21 protein-coding genes are annotated in these 19,496 nt (G+C 63.8%); 11 read left to right on the top strand and 10 right to left on the bottom strand.

The window, feature by feature from the left end; translation table 11 throughout:
• Window positions 1-483: 483 nt before the first annotated feature.
• Window positions 484-2,355, top strand: a complete 1,872-nt coding sequence (locus HNQ71_RS28260) for a peptidoglycan L,D-endopeptidase MepK (protein WP_184876602.1) — start codon at window positions 484-486, stop codon at window positions 2,353-2,355.
• A gap of 179 nt (window positions 2,356-2,534) precedes the next feature.
• Window positions 2,535-2,729 (top strand): hypothetical protein, encoded by a 195-nt coding sequence (locus HNQ71_RS28255; RefSeq protein WP_184876600.1) that lies wholly within the window; start codon window positions 2,535-2,537, stop codon window positions 2,727-2,729.
• Window positions 2,730-2,801: 72 nt separating this feature from the next.
• Here HNQ71_RS28255 and HNQ71_RS28250 read toward each other — a convergent pair whose 3' ends face one another.
• Window positions 2,802-3,440: a 2-dehydro-3-deoxy-phosphogluconate aldolase gene (locus tag HNQ71_RS28250; RefSeq protein WP_184876598.1), complete on the bottom strand. Its 639-nt coding sequence runs from the start codon at window positions 3,438-3,440 to the stop codon at window positions 2,802-2,804.
• A gap of 190 nt (window positions 3,441-3,630) precedes the next feature.
• On the opposite strand from HNQ71_RS28250, the gene trhO reads away from it, so the two are divergent.
• From trhO to HNQ71_RS28235, 3 genes are all read left to right on the top strand, one after another.
• Window positions 3,631-4,560 carry an oxygen-dependent tRNA uridine(34) hydroxylase TrhO gene (gene trhO / locus HNQ71_RS28245; protein ID WP_184876597.1) on the top strand — a complete coding sequence of 310 codons (930 nt, stop codon included), beginning with the start codon at window positions 3,631-3,633 and terminating at the stop codon, window positions 4,558-4,560.
• Window positions 4,561-4,687: 127 nt separating this feature from the next.
• Window positions 4,688-5,425, top strand: a complete 738-nt coding sequence (locus HNQ71_RS28240) for a tellurite resistance TerB family protein (protein ID WP_184876595.1) — start codon at window positions 4,688-4,690, stop codon at window positions 5,423-5,425.
• Between the two features lie 459 nt (window positions 5,426-5,884).
• Window positions 5,885-6,640 (top strand): SDR family oxidoreductase, encoded by a 756-nt coding sequence (locus HNQ71_RS28235; RefSeq protein ID WP_184876593.1) that lies wholly within the window; start codon window positions 5,885-5,887, stop codon window positions 6,638-6,640.
• 32 nt (window positions 6,641-6,672) lie between these two features.
• Here the strand turns inward: HNQ71_RS28235 and HNQ71_RS28230 are convergent, their stop codons facing one another.
• Both HNQ71_RS28230 and HNQ71_RS28225 read right to left on the bottom strand, forming a co-directional pair.
• The gene (locus HNQ71_RS28230) at window positions 6,673-7,047 is read right to left on the bottom strand and encodes a YciI family protein (protein WP_184876591.1); all 375 of its coding nucleotides are present in this window, start codon (window positions 7,045-7,047) and stop codon (window positions 6,673-6,675) included.
• Window positions 7,048-7,098: 51 nt separating this feature from the next.
• Entirely contained in the window at window positions 7,099-8,283 is a 1,185-nt protein-coding gene (locus tag HNQ71_RS28225; RefSeq protein WP_184876589.1) for a pyridoxal phosphate-dependent aminotransferase, read from the bottom strand.
• Window positions 8,284-8,366: 83 nt separating this feature from the next.
• On the opposite strand from HNQ71_RS28225, the gene HNQ71_RS28220 reads away from it, so the two are divergent.
• The 4 genes from HNQ71_RS28220 to denD all read left to right on the top strand — a co-directional run bounded on the left by HNQ71_RS28220 (window position 8,367) and on the right by denD (window position 11,349).
• Window positions 8,367-9,053 (top strand): GNAT family N-acetyltransferase, encoded by a 687-nt coding sequence (locus HNQ71_RS28220; protein ID WP_184876587.1) that lies wholly within the window; start codon window positions 8,367-8,369, stop codon window positions 9,051-9,053.
• A 30-nt stretch (window positions 9,054-9,083) separates the two neighbouring features.
• Entirely contained in the window at window positions 9,084-10,064 is a 981-nt protein-coding gene (locus HNQ71_RS28215) for a cation diffusion facilitator family transporter (protein ID WP_184876585.1), read from the top strand.
• 83 nt (window positions 10,065-10,147) lie between these two features.
• A complete protein-coding gene (locus HNQ71_RS28210) occupies window positions 10,148-10,360 on the top strand; it encodes a hypothetical protein (RefSeq protein WP_184876583.1) in 213 nt (70 codons plus the stop codon).
• A gap of 11 nt (window positions 10,361-10,371) precedes the next feature.
• Window positions 10,372-11,349, top strand: a complete 978-nt coding sequence (gene denD, locus HNQ71_RS28205) for a D-erythronate dehydrogenase (RefSeq protein ID WP_184876581.1) — start codon at window positions 10,372-10,374, stop codon at window positions 11,347-11,349.
• A 25-nt stretch (window positions 11,350-11,374) separates the two neighbouring features.
• Here the strand turns inward: denD and HNQ71_RS28200 are convergent, their stop codons facing one another.
• The 4 genes from HNQ71_RS28200 to HNQ71_RS28185 all read right to left on the bottom strand — a co-directional run bounded on the left by HNQ71_RS28200 (window position 11,375) and on the right by HNQ71_RS28185 (window position 15,510).
• Entirely contained in the window at window positions 11,375-12,580 is a 1,206-nt protein-coding gene (locus HNQ71_RS28200; RefSeq protein ID WP_184876579.1) for a nickel/cobalt transporter, read from the bottom strand.
• Window positions 12,577-13,245, bottom strand: a complete 669-nt coding sequence (locus HNQ71_RS28195; RefSeq protein ID WP_184876576.1) for a DUF1007 family protein — start codon at window positions 13,243-13,245, stop codon at window positions 12,577-12,579. Before HNQ71_RS28195 ends, HNQ71_RS28200 begins: the two co-directional genes overlap by 4 nt.
• Before the next feature lie 166 nt (window positions 13,246-13,411).
• Window positions 13,412-14,311, bottom strand: coding sequence for a LysR family transcriptional regulator (locus tag HNQ71_RS28190; RefSeq protein ID WP_184876574.1), 900 nt, complete (start codon window positions 14,309-14,311; stop codon window positions 13,412-13,414).
• Between the two features lie 2 nt (window positions 14,312-14,313).
• A complete protein-coding gene (locus HNQ71_RS28185; protein WP_184876572.1) occupies window positions 14,314-15,510 on the bottom strand; it encodes an amidase in 1,197 nt (398 codons plus the stop codon).
• Between the two features lie 540 nt (window positions 15,511-16,050).
• Between HNQ71_RS28185 and odc2 the strand changes: the two genes are divergently transcribed.
• Together odc2 and HNQ71_RS28175 are read left to right on the top strand one after the other, a co-directional pair.
• A complete protein-coding gene (gene odc2 / locus HNQ71_RS28180; protein WP_184876571.1) occupies window positions 16,051-17,184 on the top strand; it encodes an ornithine/lysine decarboxylase in 1,134 nt (377 codons plus the stop codon).
• Window positions 17,185-17,282: 98 nt separating this feature from the next.
• Window positions 17,283-17,885, top strand: coding sequence for a GNAT family N-acetyltransferase (locus HNQ71_RS28175; RefSeq protein ID WP_210334070.1), 603 nt, complete (start codon window positions 17,283-17,285; stop codon window positions 17,883-17,885).
• Between the two features lie 91 nt (window positions 17,886-17,976).
• Here HNQ71_RS28175 and HNQ71_RS28170 read toward each other — a convergent pair whose 3' ends face one another.
• The 3 genes from HNQ71_RS28170 to HNQ71_RS28160 form a co-directional block, all read right to left on the bottom strand.
• Window positions 17,977-18,261: an SCP2 sterol-binding domain-containing protein gene (locus HNQ71_RS28170; RefSeq protein ID WP_184876569.1), complete on the bottom strand. Its 285-nt coding sequence runs from the start codon at window positions 18,259-18,261 to the stop codon at window positions 17,977-17,979.
• 194 nt (window positions 18,262-18,455) lie between these two features.
• On the bottom strand, window positions 18,456-18,971 hold the full coding sequence (locus HNQ71_RS28165) for a hypothetical protein (protein ID WP_184876567.1): 516 nt from the start codon (window positions 18,969-18,971) through the stop codon (window positions 18,456-18,458).
• Between the two features lie 67 nt (window positions 18,972-19,038).
• Complete coding sequence (locus tag HNQ71_RS28160; protein WP_095084539.1) at window positions 19,039-19,464, bottom strand: hypothetical protein; 426 nt, start codon at window positions 19,462-19,464, stop codon at window positions 19,039-19,041.
• Window positions 19,465-19,496: the final 32 nt, after the last annotated feature.

Genomic DNA, 19,496 nt, shown 5'->3' with positions numbered 1-19,496 from the left:
GGTTCAGGCGATGCCGCCTGACCTCAATTCCAACACACCTTCAAGCGCATAATCCCTTCCGAAAACCAGTTTCCTCCATTGCTTTGCCGACCTTCGGTTCGGGATCCACGCTTCGGACGCAAGGCCGGAGCCAGCTTGAAATGTCAGAATACGCCCTATATCGGGTTTTGGCGGGAATGTGGCGGGCCCATGGACAGGCCTGTTCACGCATTAAGGCTGACGGTAACAGATCGTGTTTCGGGCAAAGGCGGAAACATGATCTAAACCAGTGGTTTACCAAGAAACCCGGTGAACAATTTTTGACGGGATATCGCCACGGTGTTACCGCATTTTGGCTTCAATAAGCGATGATTAACCATTAGGATCGATATTCGGATGTGATAACGACACATCCGTTTGGACAAATCCGGGGACAAACGGCAGCCTGCAGGGCCTTTTGATTTGAACAGAATCGAACGACACACAAACGGGCGGCACCTTCACGTGAGCGTCTGGCCGAAATGGCTGGCGGCGTTGATTGTCGCATTTGGTTTTGTTGCCGCGGCTGCAACCGGTGCCAGCGCCGAAACACGTTCGCTGAAACTTTATCACCTTCATACGCACGAGAAGGCCGAGATCGTCTACAAGCGCAATGGCCGCTACGTTCCCGAGGGTCTGAGGAAGATCAACATCATCTTGCGCGACTGGCGCCGCAACGAGCCCACCAAGATGGATCCGCGTCTGCTGGATCTGGTCTGGGAAGCCTACCGGGAAAGCGGTGCCACGGACTACATCCAGGTCGTCTGCGGCTATCGCTCGCCGTCGACGAACTCGATGCTGCGCAGCCGCAGCAGGGGCGTCGCCGAGAAGAGCCAGCACATGCTCGGCAAGGCGATGGACTTCTACATTCCCGGCGTGCCGCTGAAGAAGCTGCGCAACATCGGTCTCAAGATGCAGGGTGGCGGCGTCGGCTACTATCCGACATCCGGTTCGCCGTTCGTCCATATGGATGTCGGCAATGTGCGCCACTGGCCCGGCATCAGCCGCCAGGAACTGGTCAGCCTGTTCCCCAATGGCAAGACGCTGCATGTGCCGAGCGACGGCAGGCCGCTGCCAGGCTTTGAGCAGGCGCTCGCCTCCTACAAGGCGCGCAAGGGTGCAGGCGCGCCGGCCATTGAACTGGCCAGCGCCGGCGGCAGCAGCAAGAAATCAGGTGGGTTCCTGTCGGCTTTCTTTGGCGGCGGCGGCGACGACGAGGCCGACGACAGCGCCGATGTCGAGACCGCTTCGGCGGCACCTCCGCCCAAGGCTAGAAACCTGCAGCCGGCCGCGACAGCCAAGACCAACAACCTCCCGGGCATCGCCATCGTGGCGCCGGAGAATGCAAAGCGCGCGGAGATTCCGCAGATCGCCGAGGAGCAGGCTCCGGAGCCGGAAAAGGATACGCCGGAGACGATCATCGCGGCGCTGCCCGCCCGCAGCATTCCGCTGCCTGATTTTGCACCGCGGCCGAAGGCCGATGTCGGTGCCCAGTCGCCTGACAACGTTCCTTTCGCCATGGCGGATGCGTCAGCGGATGCGACTGCGACAGCGGATGCGGCAACAACTACCGAGCAGGCCGTGGCGACAGCACATGCGCCGGCGAACGTGCCTTTCGGCATGGCCGATCCGTCGGCCGCCCCGGCCCCGGTCCCTGCTCAGGTCGCTGTCAACAACGTACCGTTGCCGACATGGCGCCCCGACAATTCGCTGCCGGCCGCTCTGGCTCCGCCACCCAGCAAGGACGTGCTGATGGCGCTGGCGGATACGGCTGAGCGCGGCAGCGCTGCGACCGACGCCTTCTCGGCGCTGCCCAGCGCGCGGCCCGACATGGCCAGGCCGGACGAGGTGAAGGCCGTGCTCGACGAGGCCAATGCCCGGGCCGGTGCTGCGGCCGACGCATACCAGGTCGCTTCCTTGTCCTTGTCCGAGGCGCGTTCGGCCTTCAACGATCAGTCGGGCGCCGATGCTGCATCGCCGCGCGAGGCTGTCGTTGCCCGCCCTGCCGGTACCGATCCGGCCGCCGCGATCGGCGCTGGCGTCAAGACGACCCGTAAGGAATCGAGAGCCACCGCCCGCGACCTGAAGCCTGGTCCCAAGGCCATGGTGGTTGCCGCCGCGCCGCAGGCCGCCCGCTGGGCGCTGACCAGCGGCGAACATGTCGCCACCGTTTCAAGCGCCACGACAGCGCCGGGCTACGCCTACAGCATCGTGCATACGCCGCCGAGCGAGGTCTACACGGCTGGCTTCCAGTCTGGCGACCAGATGGCCGACGCCAACCGCTTCACCGGCAACGCCGTCAAGTTCCTGTCGGTCGCCCGCTTCCAGACCAAGTAAGCGACCAGCCAATCGACAAAGCCGCGCCGGGCAACCTGCGCGGCTTTTCTGTTGCGTAGCGGAGCGCGGTGATTCCCTGACCATCGGCCCGATCACGCCGGTCTGACATTGCCGTGAGCGTGGAACTTGCTCAGTCCTTCAAGGGTTCCTCCCCTGTTCGTTCAAACCCGGGGATATCCATGAAGAACATTCTACTGGCATCGGTCATTGCCTTGGCAACCACTTCGGCGGCCATCGCTCCCACGCAGGCAGCGACCGTTGTCGTGAAGACCAACGACCATATGCACATGATGAGGAAGCACTGCCGCACCAAGGTGGTCACGCATTGGGCTCACCACCGCAAGGTCGTGGAAAAGATCAGGGTCTGCAACTGATCGGCTCGAAACTCAAGCAGCAGAACCCGGTCGACGCAAGTCGGCCGGGTTTTTCATGCCGCGCCGAAAGCCCTATTTTGCCAGCTTGCTGGCCGCGCGTGCGAGAGCCTCGATCTCGTCCCACTTACCGGCCTTGACCATGTCGTCCGGGGCAACCCAGGAGCCGCCGACGCAGACGACGTTGGGCAGGCTGAGATACTCGGCCGCGTTCTTGCCGGTGATGCCGCCGGTCGGACAGAACTTCACATCGGCGAGCGGCGAGGCGAAGGCCTTCAGCGAAGCGATGCCGCCCGACTGCTCGGCCGGGAAGAATTTGAGAAAGCGCAAGCCGGCTTCCCGTGCAGCCATGATCTCGCCAGGCGTGATGGCGCCGGGCAACAGCGGAACGTCGCTTTGGGCCGCTGCCGCCAGAAGCTCGCGGGTGATGCCGGGGCTGACGATGAAGCGCGAGCCTGCGGCCGCCGCCTGTTCGAATTGACGCGCATCGAGAATGGTGCCGGCGCCGACGATGGCGTCCTCGACCTCAGCCGCCACCCGCCGGATCGCTTCCAGTGCATCGGCGGTCCTGAGCGTGATCTCGATCGCCGGCAGGCCGCCACGCGCCAAAGCGCGGGCCAGCGGCACGGCATCATCGACGTTGGCGATCTTCAGCACCGGGATGACCGGCTGGCCGTTGAGGAGCGACAGGAGTTTTTCGGTCTTGCTGGGCATCTGTCTCTCCGTATCGTGGGACAATTCAACCGATTAGCAGACGGGTGTTTTTCTGTCCATGAAACGAAGCGTGTCGCGATGTCACGCGCCGTGGCGCAGTTATACCGGACACTGCCATCAAAAACGATGACGGGCTGATGAAGCCGGTGCGCCTTGAATCGGCTGCGACGAGCGTCTAGTTGGCTTGGCAATGACATTGTCCACGCCAACAGACCCCATCCGCGTCGCCGCGCTCTACCGGTTTGCCCGGCTCGACGCCTTCGACGAATTGCGCGCGCCGCTCGCCGCTTTCTGTTGCGGGCGCGGCATCAAGGGCACCTTGCTTCTGGCGCATGAGGGTATCAACGGCACCGTCGCCGGCAGCGAGACGGCGATTGCCGAACTCATCGATTATCTCGAAGCCATCGAAGGGCTCGCCGGCCTCGAGGTCAAATACAGCAGCGCAGCAGAAACGCCGTTCCACCGCATGAAGGTGCGGTTGAAACGCGAGATCGTCACCATGGGTGTCGGGGACATCGACCCAGCGACGAGTGCCGGCACCTATGTCGCGCCGGCCGACTGGAACGCGCTGATATCCGAGCCCGATACGATCGTCATCGACACGCGCAACGCCTATGAGGTGTCGATCGGTACGTTCAAGGACGCGGTCGATCCGGCAACGGCAAGTTTTCGCGAGTTTCCGGCCTGGGTGGAAGCGCACAGGGCGGAACTCGAGGGCCGCAAGGTGGCGATGTTCTGCACCGGCGGCATACGCTGCGAAAAGGCGACCGCCTACGTCAAGTCCCTCGGCTTCGAGGATGTCTTCCATCTCAAGGGCGGCATCCTCAAATACCTGGAGGAGGTTCCGCCCGAACAGAGCCTGTGGCAAGGCGAGTGCTTCGTCTTCGACGAACGCGTTTCGGTGTCGCACGGTCTTGCCGAGGGCGAGGCCGAACTCTGCCGTGCCTGTCGCCATCCGCTGACGCCAGGCGACCTAACGTCACCGAAGTTCGCCACCGGCGTGTCTTGTCCGCGTTGTTTCGATGCGCGTTCCGACGAGGATCGCGAGCGTTACGCCGAGCGCCAGCGCCAGGTCGAACTCGCGCAAGTACGGGGCAGGGGCCGGCATATCGGATCCTGATCACGGCTTCGGCCGCTCGCCAAGGATCTGTCCCGATGGATACGTCATTGTAATGTCAAAGTGCGGGGCCTACCTCTTCGGCGTTCGAAACCTGCCCGTTCGGCCGGGCAAATCCTGGAGGCATTGAATGTTCGATCCCAAGAAGCTTCTCGACGATCTGCTTGGCTCGCAAATTCCCGGCACCAGCGGCACCGTTCGCGACAAGGCGGGCCAGGCCGTGCAGATGGCCAAGGACAATCCGCTTGCGGCCGGCGCACTGGCTGCCGTACTGCTCGGGACCGGTGCTGGCCGCGAGGTGACGGGCGCTGCCGTGAAGCTAGGCGGCCTGGCCGCGATCGGCGGGCTCGCTTACAAGGCCTACCAGAACTACAAGGCCGGCAACGCGCCGGCGGAAGCGCCCGCGGCCGGCGAACCGGAATTGCTGCCGCCGCCCAAGGACACCGCTTTCCACCCGTCGCAGGCGCCGCAAGGCGTGGACGAATTCACGCTGACCCTGGTTCGGGCGATGATCTCGGCGGCCAAGGCCGACGGCCATATCGACGACGACGAACGCCAGAAGATCGCCGGCAAGCTCAGCCTTGCCGGCATAGACTCCGATGCCGAGAAATTCCTGATGAAGGAACTGGAGAGCCCGCTCGACCTCGACGCGCTGGTGGCCGGCGCCAAAACCGATGCGCAGAAGCTCGAACTCTATACCGCCTCGCGCCTTACCATCGATCCCGACACCCGCGCCGAGCGCGGCTATCTCGATCTGCTTGCCGGCCGGCTTGGCCTGCCGGATGCGTTGGTCGATCATGTCGAGGCGACGGTTTCGGCAGCCAGGGTGCCGGCCAAGGCAGGGACTTCGTCCAATCCGCGCTGGTGAGAGCCTGTTTGGAAACTCTGCTCTGGCGGCCATCTGATGGCGTTTTCTGCGCTTCCGCTGCTCACGGACCAAAGTCCGCTGCGCTCCGGTTCTCGAAACAACCACCATATGACACGCCAGAGCGACTTTCGACCCAGGCGCTAACCCAAATCGGCACAGATCGCCTTTCCGGGGTTAACCCTCCATTAACTCAGGAAGCGCATGATTCTACACAGTCGGACCGGTTTTTCCTCCTCCCAAGCCCGGTTCAGATCAGGGCGGTCGCCAATGACCGCCCTTTTTGTCAGGCCCTATCCGTTCGTTTGAGCGGGGTCTCTTCCGAAAACCGGATTCCACATTTCGAGACCAGCCCTGGTGGTCCTGCTTGCCATCGCAGCCGTCATTTGCGATGCCTTCTCTCCTGAAGACAAACCCCGAAAATCAGTCGAGCACACGTAGCGCCGCTTGAGGACAACAGCCATGACTGAGCAAAGAACCGCCATCGTCACCGGCGCCGGCACGGGCATCGGCAAGAGCGTCGCCACGGCGCTGCTCAACGCCGGCTGGAACACGGTGTTCTGCGGACGCCGCAAATCCGTGCTGGATGCCGCCGTCGCAGAGGCCGGGCCGACCGAGGCCAAGGCATTGGCGGTTGCCTGCGACATCAGCAAGGCCGGCCAGGTCGATGATCTGTTCGAGACGGTGGCGGAGGCCTTCGGCCGCGTCGATCTGCTCTTCAACAATGCCGGCATGGGCTACAAATCGACGCCGATCGACGAGATCCCGGTCGAGGTTTGGAACGACATCGTCGGCGTCAATCTCACCGGTTCCTTCCTGTGCGCCCGCGCCGCCTTCGGCGCCATGCGCAAGCAGCGGCCGATGGGTGGCCGCATCATCAACAACGGCTCGGTGTCGGCCTATGCGCCGCGCCCGGGCTCGGTGCCTTACACGGCGACCAAACATGCCATTACCGGACTGACCAAGACGCTGGCGCTCGATGGCCGGCCCTATGACATTGCCTGCGGCCAGATCGACATCGGCAATGCGCTGACCGACATGGCGCAGCCGATGACGGTCGGCGTGCCGCAGGCCAATGGCTCGATCGCCGCCGAAGCGGTGATGGACGTGGAGCGCGTCGCCGACGCCGTCGTCCACATGGCCAGCCTGCCGCTCGACGCCAATGTGCTGTTCATGACGGTGATGGCCACCAAGATGCCGTTTGTGGGGCGTGGGTGAGCAGCGGACGCTGGGGGGCCTCCGCCGCTGGCTCATTTGCCCGCCAGCGGCGCGCCGGGCTTGAAAAGCAGAATGGGCCTGATCTCGTAGACGGCGGTCGGATTGACACGGCGAAGGTCGCGGGCGATCGCGATGGCCTCGTCCCGCGTGGCGCAGTCGACGACATAGAGGCCGAGCAATTGTTCCTTGGTCTCGGCGAAAGGGCCGTCGATGACCACGCCGTCACCCGGGCCGCGCAGGGTGAAGGCATCCTGCGTCGCTCCCAGACGCGCGGACGGTCCAAGCGTGCCTTCCTCGTGAAGCCGGGTGTTGATCTTCAGTAGGTCGGCCATCAGCGCCGCATCTTCCTGCGGCGTCAACGCCTTGATCGCATCTTCTACGTGATAGGCAAGGATTGCATAGAACATCCGAAGTCACTTTCTCCGGTCGTGAATATCCAGGGACAGCGCGGGCTGAGCTCACTTCGCCAGGAACGTTCCGATCCGCTCCAGCGCCCGCAAAATGTTCTCCTCGGAGTTGGCGTAGGAGAGCCTGATGTAGCCCTCGCCGAGAATGCCGAAATCGGGACCGCCGATCAGCGCCACGCCGGCCTCGTCGAGCAGGGCCGAGGCGAGCTTCTTTGCCTTCCAGCCGGTCTTCGACACGTTGGGGAAGGCATAAAAGGCGCCCTTGGGCGTGATGCAAGAAATGTTGGGCAAGCCATTCAGCCCCTCGACCACGATCTTGCGGCGACGGTCGAAGGCGCGCATCATCTTGTCGACATCGTCCTGCGGGCCGTCGATGGCGGCAATGCCGGCAAACTGGCTCGGCGCGTTGACGCAGGACCAGCAATTGACCGCCAGCTTGCGCACCTTGTCGTAGAGATGGGCGCCCTTGTCGCCATTCGGCCAGATCGACCAGCCCATGCGCCAGCCGGTCATCGCCCAGGTCTTCGACCAGCCATTGAGAACGATCAGCCGGTCGCGGATCTCGGGAAAGCCAAGCAGCGAGCAATGCGTCTCGCCGTCATAGGTCATGACGTCGTAGATCTCGTCGGAGAGGATGGCGACCTGCGGATGCTTCTCCAGCCCCTTGACCAGCTTCTCGATCTCGGCGCGCGGCGTGACACCGCCGGTCGGATTGGCCGGCGAGTTGAGGATCAAGAGCCTGGTCTTCGAGGTGATCAGCGCCAGCGTCTCCTCGGCGGAGAAGGCAAAGCCGTTCTCCTCGCGCATCGGCACCGGGATCGGCGCTGCGCCGGTGAATTCGATCATCGAGCGGTAGATGGGAAAGCCGGGATCGGGATAGAGGATCTCGGCACCAGGCTCGCCGAACATCAGGATCGCGGCGAACATGGTCGGCTTGCCGCCGGGCAGGATCATCACCGTTTCAGGCGATATCTCGACACCGGTGGTGGTCAGCGTGCGCCGCACCACCGCTTCGCGCGTCGCCAGCAGGCCATTGGCCGGCGTGTAGCCGTGGTGGCCGTCACGCAGCGCCTTGATCGCCGCCTCGACGATGTGCTGCGGTGTTTTGAAGTCGGGCTGGCCGATGCCGAGGTTGACGATGTCGCGGCCTTGGCTCGCAAGTGCTGTCGCTCGCGCGAGCACGGCGAAGGCGTTTTCCTCGCCCAGACGGTCGAAGGCGGAAATCGTGTGGAGCATTTTTCCCGTCCGTGTGGTTCTTACTGTTGGCGTGCGTTTTTGTGAGCCTTGGCCGGCAAAAGTCAAACGGATTGGAGCATTCGGTGTCGGAAAATCTCAAAGAGTGGCAACCGCGTCCGCGACCCGAGCGCAAGGCGATCGACGGCCGCACCGTCCGGCTCGAACCGCTGAGCGCTGCAAAGCATGGCGACGGTCTGTACGAAGCGTCCTCCGTGTCCGACGTCGATGGCCGCTTCGCCTGGCTGCCCGATTATCCGCCGGAAACCCGTGCCGCCTTCCAGCCATGGCTGGACAAGGTGGAGGCCAGCGAAGATCCGTTGTTCTTCACCGTCATCGACAAGGCCAGCGGCAAGGTCGCCGGACGCCAGACGCTGATGCGCATCGATCCTGCCTATGGCGTCATCGAGATCGGCAACATCTATTGGGGACCGCTCATCTCGCGCAAACCCGGGGCGACCGAAGCGCAGTTCCTGTTCATGAAATACATTTTCGACGAGCTCGGCTATCGTCGTTACGAGTGGAAGTGCAACAACCGCAACGAGCCATCGAAGCGGGCGGCCGAACGGTTCGGCTTCAAGTTCGAGGGCATTTTCCGCCAGCATCTCATCGTCAAGGGTGAAAACCGCGATACGGCATGGTATTCGATCATCGACAAGGAGTGGCCGGCTCTACGCCAAGCCTACGAAGCGTGGCTCGACCCGGCCAATTTCGATGGCGACGGCCAGCAGAAGCGACGGCTTGAGGATTTTCGCGCCGAGTTTGGCGCGTGAACTGAATTCGGCGCGTAACGGGAGTTGCCATTGGCACATACCCATTCCGACGATCATAGCGGACACGATCACGGCGCCGGCCAAGTGCATGGCTCGACCGACAAGAAACGCGTTCTGATTGCCGCCTGCCTGACCGGCGGCTTCATGGTCGCCGAGGCGCTCGGCGGTCTTCTCACCGGGTCGCTGGCACTGCTAGCAGATGCCGGCCACATGCTCGCCGATGCGATCGCGCTCGGCCTAGCGTGGTATGCATTTCATCTTGCCGGCCGGCCGGCGACCGGCCGTCTCACCTATGGCTTCGGCCGGGTCAAGACGCTGGTGGCCTACACCAACGGCATCGCCATCTTCGTCATCGCACTGTGGATCGTCTACGAGGCGTGGGGGCGCCTGCTGGCGCCGACACCGGTGCTCGGCGGACCGATGCTTGTCGTGGCGGTCCTCGGCCTGCTGGTCAATATCGGTTCCTTCTTCGTGTTGCATGGCGGCGACCGCGAAAGCCTGAACATGCGGGGCGCCATGCTGCATGTGCTCGGCGACCTGCTCGGCTCGGCTGCGGCGATCGTTGCCGCGCTGGTGATCCTGGCGACCGGCTGGACACCGATCGACCCGATCCTGTCGGTCCTGGTCTCGCTGCTGATCCTGTCAACGGCATGGTCGCTGATGCGCGCCGCCGCTCATGTCCTGCTCGAGGGCGTGCCACCGAGCCTCGACCGCGACCTGATCGCCAGGGATATCGAGGCGACGGTCCTGGGGGTGCGCGAAGTGCACCACATGCATGTCTGGTCGCTCGACGGCACGAGCAACATGGCGACGCTGCATGCCTGCCTTACCGAAGGCGTCGATGCCTATCAGGCAGTGAGCACCATCAAGAAGCGGCTTGCCAGCGAGCACGGCATCAGCCATGCCACCGTTGAACCGGAATTCGGACAGTGCGCCGACGATGGCGACGACCATGATCATGACCACGAGCATGATGCGGCCGCGCATCACGACCATCATCACCAGGCCTGATCGATTGGTATCGATCGGTTCTGCCCCAGGAGTCCCAAAGCCTTGACAACCAGCCTGATGAAGACCCGCAGCCCGGGTGCAGCATGATGGACCGTGACACCAGGAATGCGGCCATCGCGGCAGCGTGGATCATGCTTCTGTTCGGTATCGCCGCGTTCTATCTGCCGACCATGATGCTGGCACTTGGCAGTTTCTCGACCGTGCTGGCCGGTGCCTTTGGCATCGTCTTCGTGCTGGCGTTTTTCTCGGTGTTCTGGCTGCGGGCCCGCAACCAGCGCAAAAACCAGGGTAAGTAAGGGATTTCGACATGCGCATTCTGATCACTGGCGCCGCAGGCATGGTCGGCCGTAAGCTCATCGCCCGGCTGGCGAAGGACGGTACGCTGCGCAGCCGCAAGATCGCAGCACTCGACCTGCACGACATCGTGCCGCCGCAGGCACCTAGCATGGACGGCGTCAGCGTCACCATCCACACTGGCGACCTCGCCGAGGCGGGGGCCACTGAGCGCCTGGTCGCATCACGCCCCGATGTCGTCTTCCATCTCGCCGGCATCGTGTCGGGCGAAGCGGAGGCGAATTTCGATCTCGGCTACCGCGTCAATCTCGACGGCACGCGAGCGCTGTTCGATGCCATCCGCCTGGCGGGCTTTGCACCGCGCGTCGTCTTCACCTCGTCGATCGCGGTGTTCGGCGCGCCGTTTCCCGATGTCATCCCGGATGAATTCCATCCGACGCCGCTGACCTCGTACGGCACCCAGAAGCAGATGAGCGAAGCGCTGCTTGCCGATTATTCCAGGCGCGGTTTCTTCGACGGCATCGGCATCCGGCTGCCAACCATCTGCGTGCGGCCAGGCAAGCCGAACAAGGCGGCCTCCAGCTTCTTCTCCGGCATCATCCGCGAGCCGCTGAGCGGCCATGAGGCGATCCTGCCGGTGCCGCGCTCGGTCGTGCACACCCATGCCAGCCCGCGCTCGGCGGTCAATTTCCTAATCCATGCGGCGGAGATCGACGGCAACGCTGTCGGGCCGCGCCGCAATTTGACGATGCCCGGCGTCGCGGTCACCGTCGGCGAGCAGATCGAGGCGCTGGAACGCATTGCCGGTGCCAAGGCGGTGAAGTTGATCCGCGAGGAGCCGGACGAGACGATCTGGGCGATCGTCAAGGGCTGGCCGACGCGGTTCGAGGCGCGGCGGTCAAGAGAGCTTGGCTTCAGTGCCGAAAAGAGTTTTGACGAGATCATCCGCGCGCATATCGAGGATGAACTGGAAGGCAAGATCGCGGTTTAAACCCGGAGCGTCGCGACCCGCAACATCAGCCGCCCGTCGCCAGGCTCGCCGACAACAGCAGCAGTCCGAACAGGAAGACGAACGCCGCGCCACCGATCTCGACGATCGAGTGGATGCGGTTGCCCATGCGGCCGTCGCCGGCGAAATACACTGCCCAGTTCTTGGCGGTCACCGCCAGCGTCGCCAGGGCCGAGACGGTGATCGCGGTGCCCAGCGACATGGCCAGCACCGACAGCAGGCCGCCGAGCCAGAGCCCGTTGAGCAGTGCGAAGCTCAGCACGATCAGCGCGCCGGAACAGGGACGGATGCCGACCGCAGCCACCGCCGACCAGGCCGTGCGCCAGTCGAAGCGGTCGCCCGACAGCAGCGCCGGATCGGGCGCATGCGAGTGGCCGCAGGTGTCGCAGACCTCGCCCGCCGCGTGATCATGATGAGCATGGTCGTGTGGGCCATGGTCATGCGCACCGTGCTCGTGATGATCGTGCGCGTGGTCGTGATGATCATGCGCGTGCAGGGCGTGCGAATGGGCATGCGCCGAATGGTCATGGACAGCATGCGAATGACCGGCATGAGAGTGGCCGGCATGCGAATGACCCGCGTGCGAATGACCCGTATGGGAATGACCGGCGTGAGCCGCCCACAGGCTGTAGGCGGGCCCTCTGCCAAACAGGCGCAGGACGGACGGGCCGAGCTTGCGCCACAGCAGCCAGGCACCGAACAGGGTGACGAAGACGAAGCTCGTGATTTCCATGAACCAGGCCGCATCGGTCATCGAGACGGCGGTGCCGCGCAGGACGAAATAAGCGACCGCCATCACCGCGACCGCGGTCAGGCCCTGCAGCAGCGCCGAGACGAAGGACAACAGAATGCCACGCCGCAGCGCCACTTCATTGGCCACCATGTAGGACGAGATCACCGCCTTGCCGTGACCAGGGCCGGCGGCGTGGAAAATGCCGTAGGCGAAGGACAGGCCGATAAGCCCCCACAGCTTGCTGCCGTCCTGGCGCATCGCCTTCATCGCCGTCGCCAGCGCGCGGTAGAATTCCTGCTGCCTGAGATTGATCCACATCAGGATGTGGGCGAAGGGGCCCGTGGTGGGCGCCATGCCGTCATTGACGCCGATGCCGAGCGAACTCTGGGCATGGGCGGAATTGGCGAAATGCATCATGACAAAGGTGATGGCCAACAGGCCGAATGCCAAACGCAGGGACGGTTTCGTCACCGGCTTCATCCTTCTGGCTGACAGTTCAGTTCGAGCTTGGTGGCGAAGATCTTGCTCATGTCGGTGCCTGTCGGATCGTTGAAGAAGGCATCGGTCAGGGTCTTCTGGTTTTCTTTGATCGCTTCGTCCGGATCGGGACGGACAACCTTGCTGGTGCAATTCGACGGCAGGCCTTCGACCGTGATGTTGCGGTCCTCGGTGAAATCGATCGCCGTGTAGAAGGTCGGATCGTAGACGCCGATGTCGATCTTGCCGGTGAGCTTGATCGGCTCCTTCGGCTCGGACTCGAACAGGATGATCAGCTGGTCATTGTCGAAATTGGCCATCAGATGCGGCGGCGGCGTCATCGCCACATCCTTGCCGTCGACGGTGACGAGCTGGAAGTAGTTGAACTCGGCCAGCGAGGCGTGGACGGTGTCGGCGACCTCCTTCAGCTCCTTGTCGTCGAGCTTCAGGTCGGAGTTCTTGTCGAACTCCATCATCACCGTACTGGAAAACAGATCGTCGAAGCGCCAGAGATGACGCAGCGCCTTCACACTTTGGTGATCCGGGGAGAGGATCACGTCGAGGCGAGCCTCGGCGAAGACATGAGGATGCACGTAAGCCGGTCCGGTGGCGGCAAAGGTCGCCGCCAAGGCCGAAGCCAGCATGATTGCGTGCCGTTTGAGGTGCATTCTCGGTCGCGATTCCATCGGCCTCGGAGAGATATCGAGAGTTACCAGAAAGGGGGCGAAATTGGGACCGCTGGTGCGCACCGCCCAAAGGCGGGCAGCGGTTTTGGGACAACGACACGCACCGAACAAAGACTTAAAGCGCGTTACGCTTTGGCTCTCGAAGCGCTCAAGCAGCCTCACGCGACTTGAACCACTGCACCAAGAAGTCGACGAAAACCCGGACCTTGGCCGGCAGGTAGCGGCGGTGCGGATAGACGGCAAAGATGCCGCCGCCCGACAGGATGCGGTCATCGAGCGCCGTCACCAGCCGCCCGCTTTCGAGATCGGGCGCGGCGATGAAATCCGGCAGGACGGAAAATCCGAGCCCCGCCAGGGCCGCGGCCCGCGCCGTCATCGGGCTGTTGACCTCGATCGGACCCGACACCGCAACGCTCACCGGATCGCCATTGTCGCCCTTGAACGGCCAGTTGTTCAGTCCGCGGCCATTGGTGTCGACGATGCAGGGCATGCGGCCGAGATCCTGCGGCCGTGTCGGCATGCCGTGCTTGGCGATCAGTTCGGGAGAGGCGCACAGCCTTATCGAAAACGGCGCCAGCCGCCTGGCGATCAGCGACGAGTTCTCCAGCCGCGAGATGCGCACCGCGAGATCGAAGCCTTCCTCGACGAGGTCGACGAAACGGTCGTCGAGCTGGATGTCGAGCACGATGTCGGGATACTGCTTGGCGAAGTCGATCAGCGACTGGCCGATCGGTGCATCGGCGAAGGTGCGCGGCGCCGACAGCTTGATGCGGCCGCGCACGTCGCCTGAGGATTCGCGCACCGCATCGGCTAGGCTGTCGACCTCGCGCACGATCTCGGAGGCGCGCCGGTAATAGGTGTGGCCGGCCTCGGTCATCGAGAACTGCCTTGTCGTGCGGTTGAGCAGCAGCGCGCCGAGCTCGTCCTCCAGCTCGCGGACATATTTCGACAGCAATGCCTTGGAACGGCCGATCTTGCGCGCCGCCGCCGAAAAGCCCTCGGCCTCGACCACATCGATGAAGGCACGCATGCGGGTCAGTGTGTCCATGGTCAGGCCCTTCGTGCGGCGTCGAGAAGTTTGCGGCCGAGCCTTATCAGGGCAATGTCGCTGCCGGAAGGGCCAAGCAGCGACAGGCCGAACGGCGCACCGGCGACCGAGCCGATGGGCAAGGTGATTTGCGGAAAACCCGACAGGCCGGCCAGGCACAGAAGCTGCAACGCCCGCTCGCGATAGGCCTGGAACTGCTCCGGCGTGCTGTCCACGTAGGGTGCCGGGCCCGGCACCGTCGGCAGGACAAGGAATCCGTCCTTGCCGAGCAGGGCGCTCAGTTCGGCTTTGAAGGTCAGCCGTCGCACCGTCTCGGCCTGTGCTGTCGGAGCGTCGACGGCGCGGCCAAAGCCGAAACGTTCATCGACGTCGGGGCCGAGGTCGCGGTCGCCGCTGGTGATCCATGCGCCATGCACCGCCCAGGCTTCCTTGGCCTGCAGCCGGCGAAAGCACCAGTAGAGTTCATCCGCAGACGAGGCGAAGGGTGCAGCCGGCGTCGCCGGCGTACCGAAAACTGCGCTCGCCAGTGCCTTCATCCGAGCATATTCGGCAAGCGCCGGGCGGGCGACCAGTCCATCCAGCCGGTCCAGCGCCAGCGGGCGTTCCAATGCTTGCTGGTGCGGGTCGCGGCCAAGCAGCAGCTTGCCCACTGTCTCGTAGGTCTCGATGTCGTCGGCGAACCGACCGAACGTGTCGAAGCTTGGCGCCAGCTTCATCGCGCCGTCGAGCGAAATGCGGCCATGCGTGGTGCGCAGCCCAATCAATCCGCAAAAGCTCGCCGGCGCGCGGATCGAGCCGCCGGTGTCGGAGCCGGTGGCGATATCGGCCAGCCTGCCCGCCACCGCCGCCGCCGACCCCGATGACGAGCCGCCGGTGACGCGGTCGGGCGCTGCCGGGTTCACCGGAAACGAAAAATGCGCATTCTGGCCGAACAGCGCGAAGGCAAGCTCGTCGGTCTGGGTCTTGCCGACGAAGCGCGCGCCGGCATCGAGAAGCATCTGCACGGCCGGCGCGGTGCGCGCGGCAGGGTGGCTTTCGGCGAATTTCTGCAAATTGCCGCAACCGGTGCGGTAGCCGGCGACGTCGTAGATGTCCTTGACGGCCAGCCGCAAGCCGGCCAGCGGTCCGAGCTCGGCATGTGCCACCGGCATCTGGCGAACGTCGAGAAAGGCGTTGAGGGGGCCGTGGGTGCCTGGCATCGTTCGATATCCGGATACGATTGCACCAGCATTGTTCGATGCCAGAAATTTTACAACCTTGGATGCGATTTTTATTGATTGTGAAAGCGTACGCTCTTATATCGCGCTTGCCCAAAGTCGCACGTGCCTGTGGGTGTCCGCCGATCCTCGAATGGTGAGGGAAATCGGTAAGGTAACTGGAGCCAACCCCTCCAGTCGGTTTAGCGGCCAACCGCCAGACCGAGGACACCTTGAAGCAACGACGGTGCGGGCCTTTCTGGTGTTCTGCCGGTTGTCCAAAGACCGGGGTTACTGAAGAGGCACACCTTCATTGCCGGCAGTGCGGACGGGTCTCCCATCCAAGCCAAGGCAGACAAAGCGAACCGAGGCCGGGCAAGGCCAAGGTTCACCGCCGCGAGACGGCGCTTCATGGTTCCGGGGTCTCCACCGGCTGGTTCCATGGATTTCCGTCCCGCCTTTGTCCACCGCGTGTTCGCGAGGCCGACAGCCCGCGTTCCGCAGCCTTATTGCGCGCCGAAAGGCGCTGATGGAGAGACCCCGATGGCTACCCAGCGTATCCTTGACTTCCTCGCCACCCGACGTCCGACCGGCCCCTGCCTCGTCGTCGACCTCGATGTCGTGCGCGACAATTTCCGCGCCTTCGAGAAGGCGCTGCCCGATTCCAAGATCTACTATGCGGTGAAAGCAAACCCGGCGCCGGAAATCCTGCGCCTCCTTGCTGCGATGGGCTCGTCCTTCGACACCGCTTCCGTTGCCGAAGTCGAGATGGCGATGGACGCTGGTGCGCCGGCGGACCGCATCTCCTTCGGCAACACCATCAAGAAGGAGCGTGACATCGCACGCGCCTACCAGCTCGGCATCCGCCTGTTCGCGGTCGACTGCGTCGAAGAGGTCGAAAAGATCGCCCGCGTCGCTCCCGGCGCGCGCGTGTTCTGCCGCGTGCTGACCGATGGCGAGGGCGCCGAGTGGCCGCTGTCGCGCAAGTTCGGCTGCGTGCCGGCGATGGCCGTCGACGTGCTGCGCCATGCCAAGGGGCTCGGCCTCGACGCCTATGGCGTGTCGTTCCATGTCGGATCGCAGCAGACCGACCTGACGGCCTGGGATCGTGCGCTGGCCGACGCCAAGACTGTGTTCGCGACGCTCACCGACGAAGGCATCGTGCTCAAGATGGTCAATATGGGCGGCGGCTTCCCGACACGCTACCTGCGTGACGTGCCGGCGGCCAAGGCCTATGGCCAGGCGATCTTCTCGGCGCTGCGCAAGCATTTCGGCAATGCCATTCCGGAAACCATCATCGAGCCGGGCCGCGGCATGGTCGGCAATGCCGGCGTCATCAAGTCGGAAGTCGTGCTGATCTCGAAGAAGGCCGCCAACGACAATGTGCGCTGGGTGTTCCTCGATATCGGCAAGTTTGGGGGTCTGGCAGAGACGATGGACGAGGCGATCCGCTACCCGATCGTCACCGCGCATGACGGCACGGAGACCGCGCCTTGCGTGCTCGCCGGCCCGACCTGCGATTCGGCCGACGTGATGTACGAGAAGACGCCTTATCCGCTGCCCCTGTCGCTGACCATCGGCGACGAGGTGCTGATCGAAGGCACCGGCGCCTACACGACCACCTACTCGGCGGTCGCCTTCAACGGCTTCGAGCCTCTCCGATCCTACGTGATCTGATCGGCTCGCAAGAGCCGCTCAGATCATCCCAGGTGGGCGTCTGGCGCCCACCCGGGCTCGCCTGTGGAACAGATCTCCGCTCGCTAGGGATTGCGGAAATGGACATTGCAAATTTCATCGATGAGGGCGTCTGGCCGATCTCCCCCCGTGTGGGGGAGAGTGCCCGCGCCATTGCCATCGTCGCCGAAACCTCAGCCGACGTTGCGGCGCGCGAAGCGCTGCTCGACGACGCCATGGGGCCGATGCGCAGGAAGAAGTCTTCGGAGAAGCTGCGGCGCGGCCGCCGGCCCTCGGAAGGCCTGGCCTTCGTCGCCCGCGATGCGTCGGGCGCCGTCGCCGGCACCGTGCGGCTGTGGGATGTCAGGCTGGGCGAGGGCGGTCCGGCAGCGCTGTTGCTTGGTCCGCTCGCCGTCGACCCATCGCTCAAGAGTGCCGGCATCGGCTCGGCGCTGATGCGTCATGCCATCGCCGAGGCGGCGCGGCTTGGCCATGCGGCGATCCTGCTGGTCGGCGACGCGCCCTATTACGGACGCTTCGGATTTTCGGCCGCCAGGACCGGTTCGCTCGCCATGCCCGGCCCTTATGAGCGGCACCGCCTTCTGGCGCTGGAACTGGTCGACGGCGCGCTTGACGGCGTACACGGCACGCTGAAGGCGGCGGGGCGCAAGCTGAAGGCGCAGGAACTGACGTCGGCGGCCTGAGCTGCAAGGGCTGCCCGATGCGGCCACCCGGGTCCGGCCCAAAACAAAAACGCCGCCCAACGGGCGGCGTTTTCGTGCGTCTCACGAGTTGTCAGCCGATCAACTGGCTGAGCGCCATGGCGACGGTCATGTCGCCTTCGACCTTTATCTTGCCGGTCATGAACGCCATGGTCGGGTTCAGGTCGCCAGCAATCAGCGAATCCAGATCGTCGAGCGAGAGCTTGATGGTGCAATCGGCAGGGCCGTCCGATGTCGAGATGGTTGTGCCGTCGATGACGATGACGCCGTCGGCCCCGGTGTCGAATTTCACCGAACGATCGAATCCGCTGCTCGCCACGCGCGACTTGATCTTCTCTGCAATCTCCTGAACGCTCACGCTGTTCTCCTTGTCTGGTTGCATCTGTCGCGCAGCGGCGCTCGAAGCTCCATGCCGCGCTGTCGCGATCACGGTCGCATATAGCTTTGGGTTGACGTTTACGTCAACGCGGATTCAGGTGGCTGGTTCCTATCGCCGCAGCGGATGAGGTCCCGGCGTGACCGTGGCTCAGGCGCAGCGGCGAGCCGGGCACCTCAATGTTCCTTGAATGCCTTGGTCATTTCCGCCGCTGTCTCGCTTTTCTTGCGGCGCAGCCAGTTGTCGCGGATTTCGTCCTTGCTCAGGAAATTGACCTGATCGATCAGAACCTCATGCACCAAAGTGGCGCCGACACGGGCGTTGACGGTATCCCGGATCGCGGCGCGGAAGGCATCGAGGTCGATCGTCGCCTTGTTGGTGAAGTCGATCTGCGGATTGGAATAGAGGTAGGTATAGACCTGGTCGGTGATGAGCGCTTCCGCCGGAATGGACAGCTTCTTTATCTGCTCGGGCTCGACCGTGTAGACAAGCTTGGTCAGGAAATAGCCGCCGATCTGGGAATCGCGGATCAGCGGTACCGAAATGATGTCGGTCTTGACGTAGTCCAAGCCACCCAGCATCGGCTTCGGTGTCTCGCCGACACCACGCTCGCCGGCTGCCTGGAACGAATAGAACACGGCGCCCAGCGTGGCGGCGCAGATCCAGACGGCGATGGCGATGACCTTGATCATCAGGCCTTGTCGCTCCCTTGCGATGGGAACGCGGCATTAGCTTCTTGCCTGGGCATTGTGTTCGTCGTCATGCCTTCATCCAGCCGAACTCGCCGGCGGAATAGGTGCCGTCGGTTTCCGCGCGCTGGATGGCGTGCCGCAGCAGGCTGGCGACCTCGTTGACCGCGCTGAGGTGAGCCAGGATGGCCGCCTCGTTCTTGGCCAGCTTCTGGCGCAGCCGGGTCAGGCCCTCCCGGTGTTGTTCGAGGAATTCGGCTTCGCTGCCGCCCCGCATGGCGCGCGTCAGTTCGTAGAGATAGCGGCTCTTGCGAGCGTTCGACGCCTTGAGATCATAGTTGGTGGCGTTGCGGATGCCGGCCGTCTCTTCCTCGACCACTTCCTCGATGCGGCCGATGATGGCGGCGAGGTTGCCAGGGCGCGCGAACGGGATCGGCGCTTCCGATGCTGTCGTGCGTGCTGGCAGGTTGGCGGTGAATTCCGAAAAGTCGGCCATGAGAATCCCGGTCTGGTTAGATTGAACTCGGA

It is taken from the genome of Mesorhizobium sangaii, assembly GCF_014207355.1.
Lineage (GTDB): Bacteria > Pseudomonadota > Alphaproteobacteria > Rhizobiales > Rhizobiaceae > Mesorhizobium > Mesorhizobium sangaii.
Note: the sequence above shows the minus strand (reverse complement) of the source record. Positions and strands in the feature narration are given on the sequence as shown.

Bases quoted from the DNA above. Each gene is read 5' to 3' on its own strand.
- HNQ71_RS28255 (WP_184876600.1), top strand. From the start codon at position 2,535: ATGAAGAACATTCTACTGGCATCGGTCATTGCCTTGGCAACCACTTCG.
- HNQ71_RS28250 (WP_184876598.1), bottom strand. From the start codon at position 3,440: ATGCCCAGCAAGACCGAAAAACTCCTGTCGCTCCTCAACGGCCAGCCG.
- trhO (WP_184876597.1), top strand. From the start codon at position 3,631: ATGACATTGTCCACGCCAACAGACCCCATCCGCGTCGCCGCGCTCTAC.
- HNQ71_RS28240 (WP_184876595.1), top strand. From the start codon at position 4,688: ATGTTCGATCCCAAGAAGCTTCTCGACGATCTGCTTGGCTCGCAAATT.
- HNQ71_RS28235 (WP_184876593.1), top strand. From the start codon at position 5,885: ATGACTGAGCAAAGAACCGCCATCGTCACCGGCGCCGGCACGGGCATC.
- HNQ71_RS28230 (WP_184876591.1), bottom strand. From the start codon at position 7,047: ATGTTCTATGCAATCCTTGCCTATCACGTAGAAGATGCGATCAAGGCG.
- HNQ71_RS28225 (WP_184876589.1), bottom strand. From the start codon at position 8,283: ATGCTCCACACGATTTCCGCCTTCGACCGTCTGGGCGAGGAAAACGCC.
- HNQ71_RS28210 (WP_184876583.1), top strand. From the start codon at position 10,148: ATGATGGACCGTGACACCAGGAATGCGGCCATCGCGGCAGCGTGGATC.
- denD (WP_184876581.1), top strand. From the start codon at position 10,372: ATGCGCATTCTGATCACTGGCGCCGCAGGCATGGTCGGCCGTAAGCTC.
- HNQ71_RS28200 (WP_184876579.1), bottom strand. From the start codon at position 12,580: ATGAAGCCGGTGACGAAACCGTCCCTGCGTTTGGCATTCGGCCTGTTG.
- HNQ71_RS28195 (WP_184876576.1), bottom strand. From the start codon at position 13,245: ATGCACCTCAAACGGCACGCAATCATGCTGGCTTCGGCCTTGGCGGCG.
- HNQ71_RS28190 (WP_184876574.1), bottom strand. From the start codon at position 14,311: ATGGACACACTGACCCGCATGCGTGCCTTCATCGATGTGGTCGAGGCC.
- HNQ71_RS28185 (WP_184876572.1), bottom strand. From the start codon at position 15,510: ATGCCAGGCACCCACGGCCCCCTCAACGCCTTTCTCGACGTTCGCCAG.
- odc2 (WP_184876571.1), top strand. From the start codon at position 16,051: ATGGCTACCCAGCGTATCCTTGACTTCCTCGCCACCCGACGTCCGACC.
- HNQ71_RS28175 (WP_210334070.1), top strand. From the start codon at position 17,283: ATGGACATTGCAAATTTCATCGATGAGGGCGTCTGGCCGATCTCCCCC.
- HNQ71_RS28165 (WP_184876567.1), bottom strand. From the start codon at position 18,971: ATGATCAAGGTCATCGCCATCGCCGTCTGGATCTGCGCCGCCACGCTG.
- HNQ71_RS28160 (WP_095084539.1), bottom strand. From the start codon at position 19,464: ATGGCCGACTTTTCGGAATTCACCGCCAACCTGCCAGCACGCACGACA.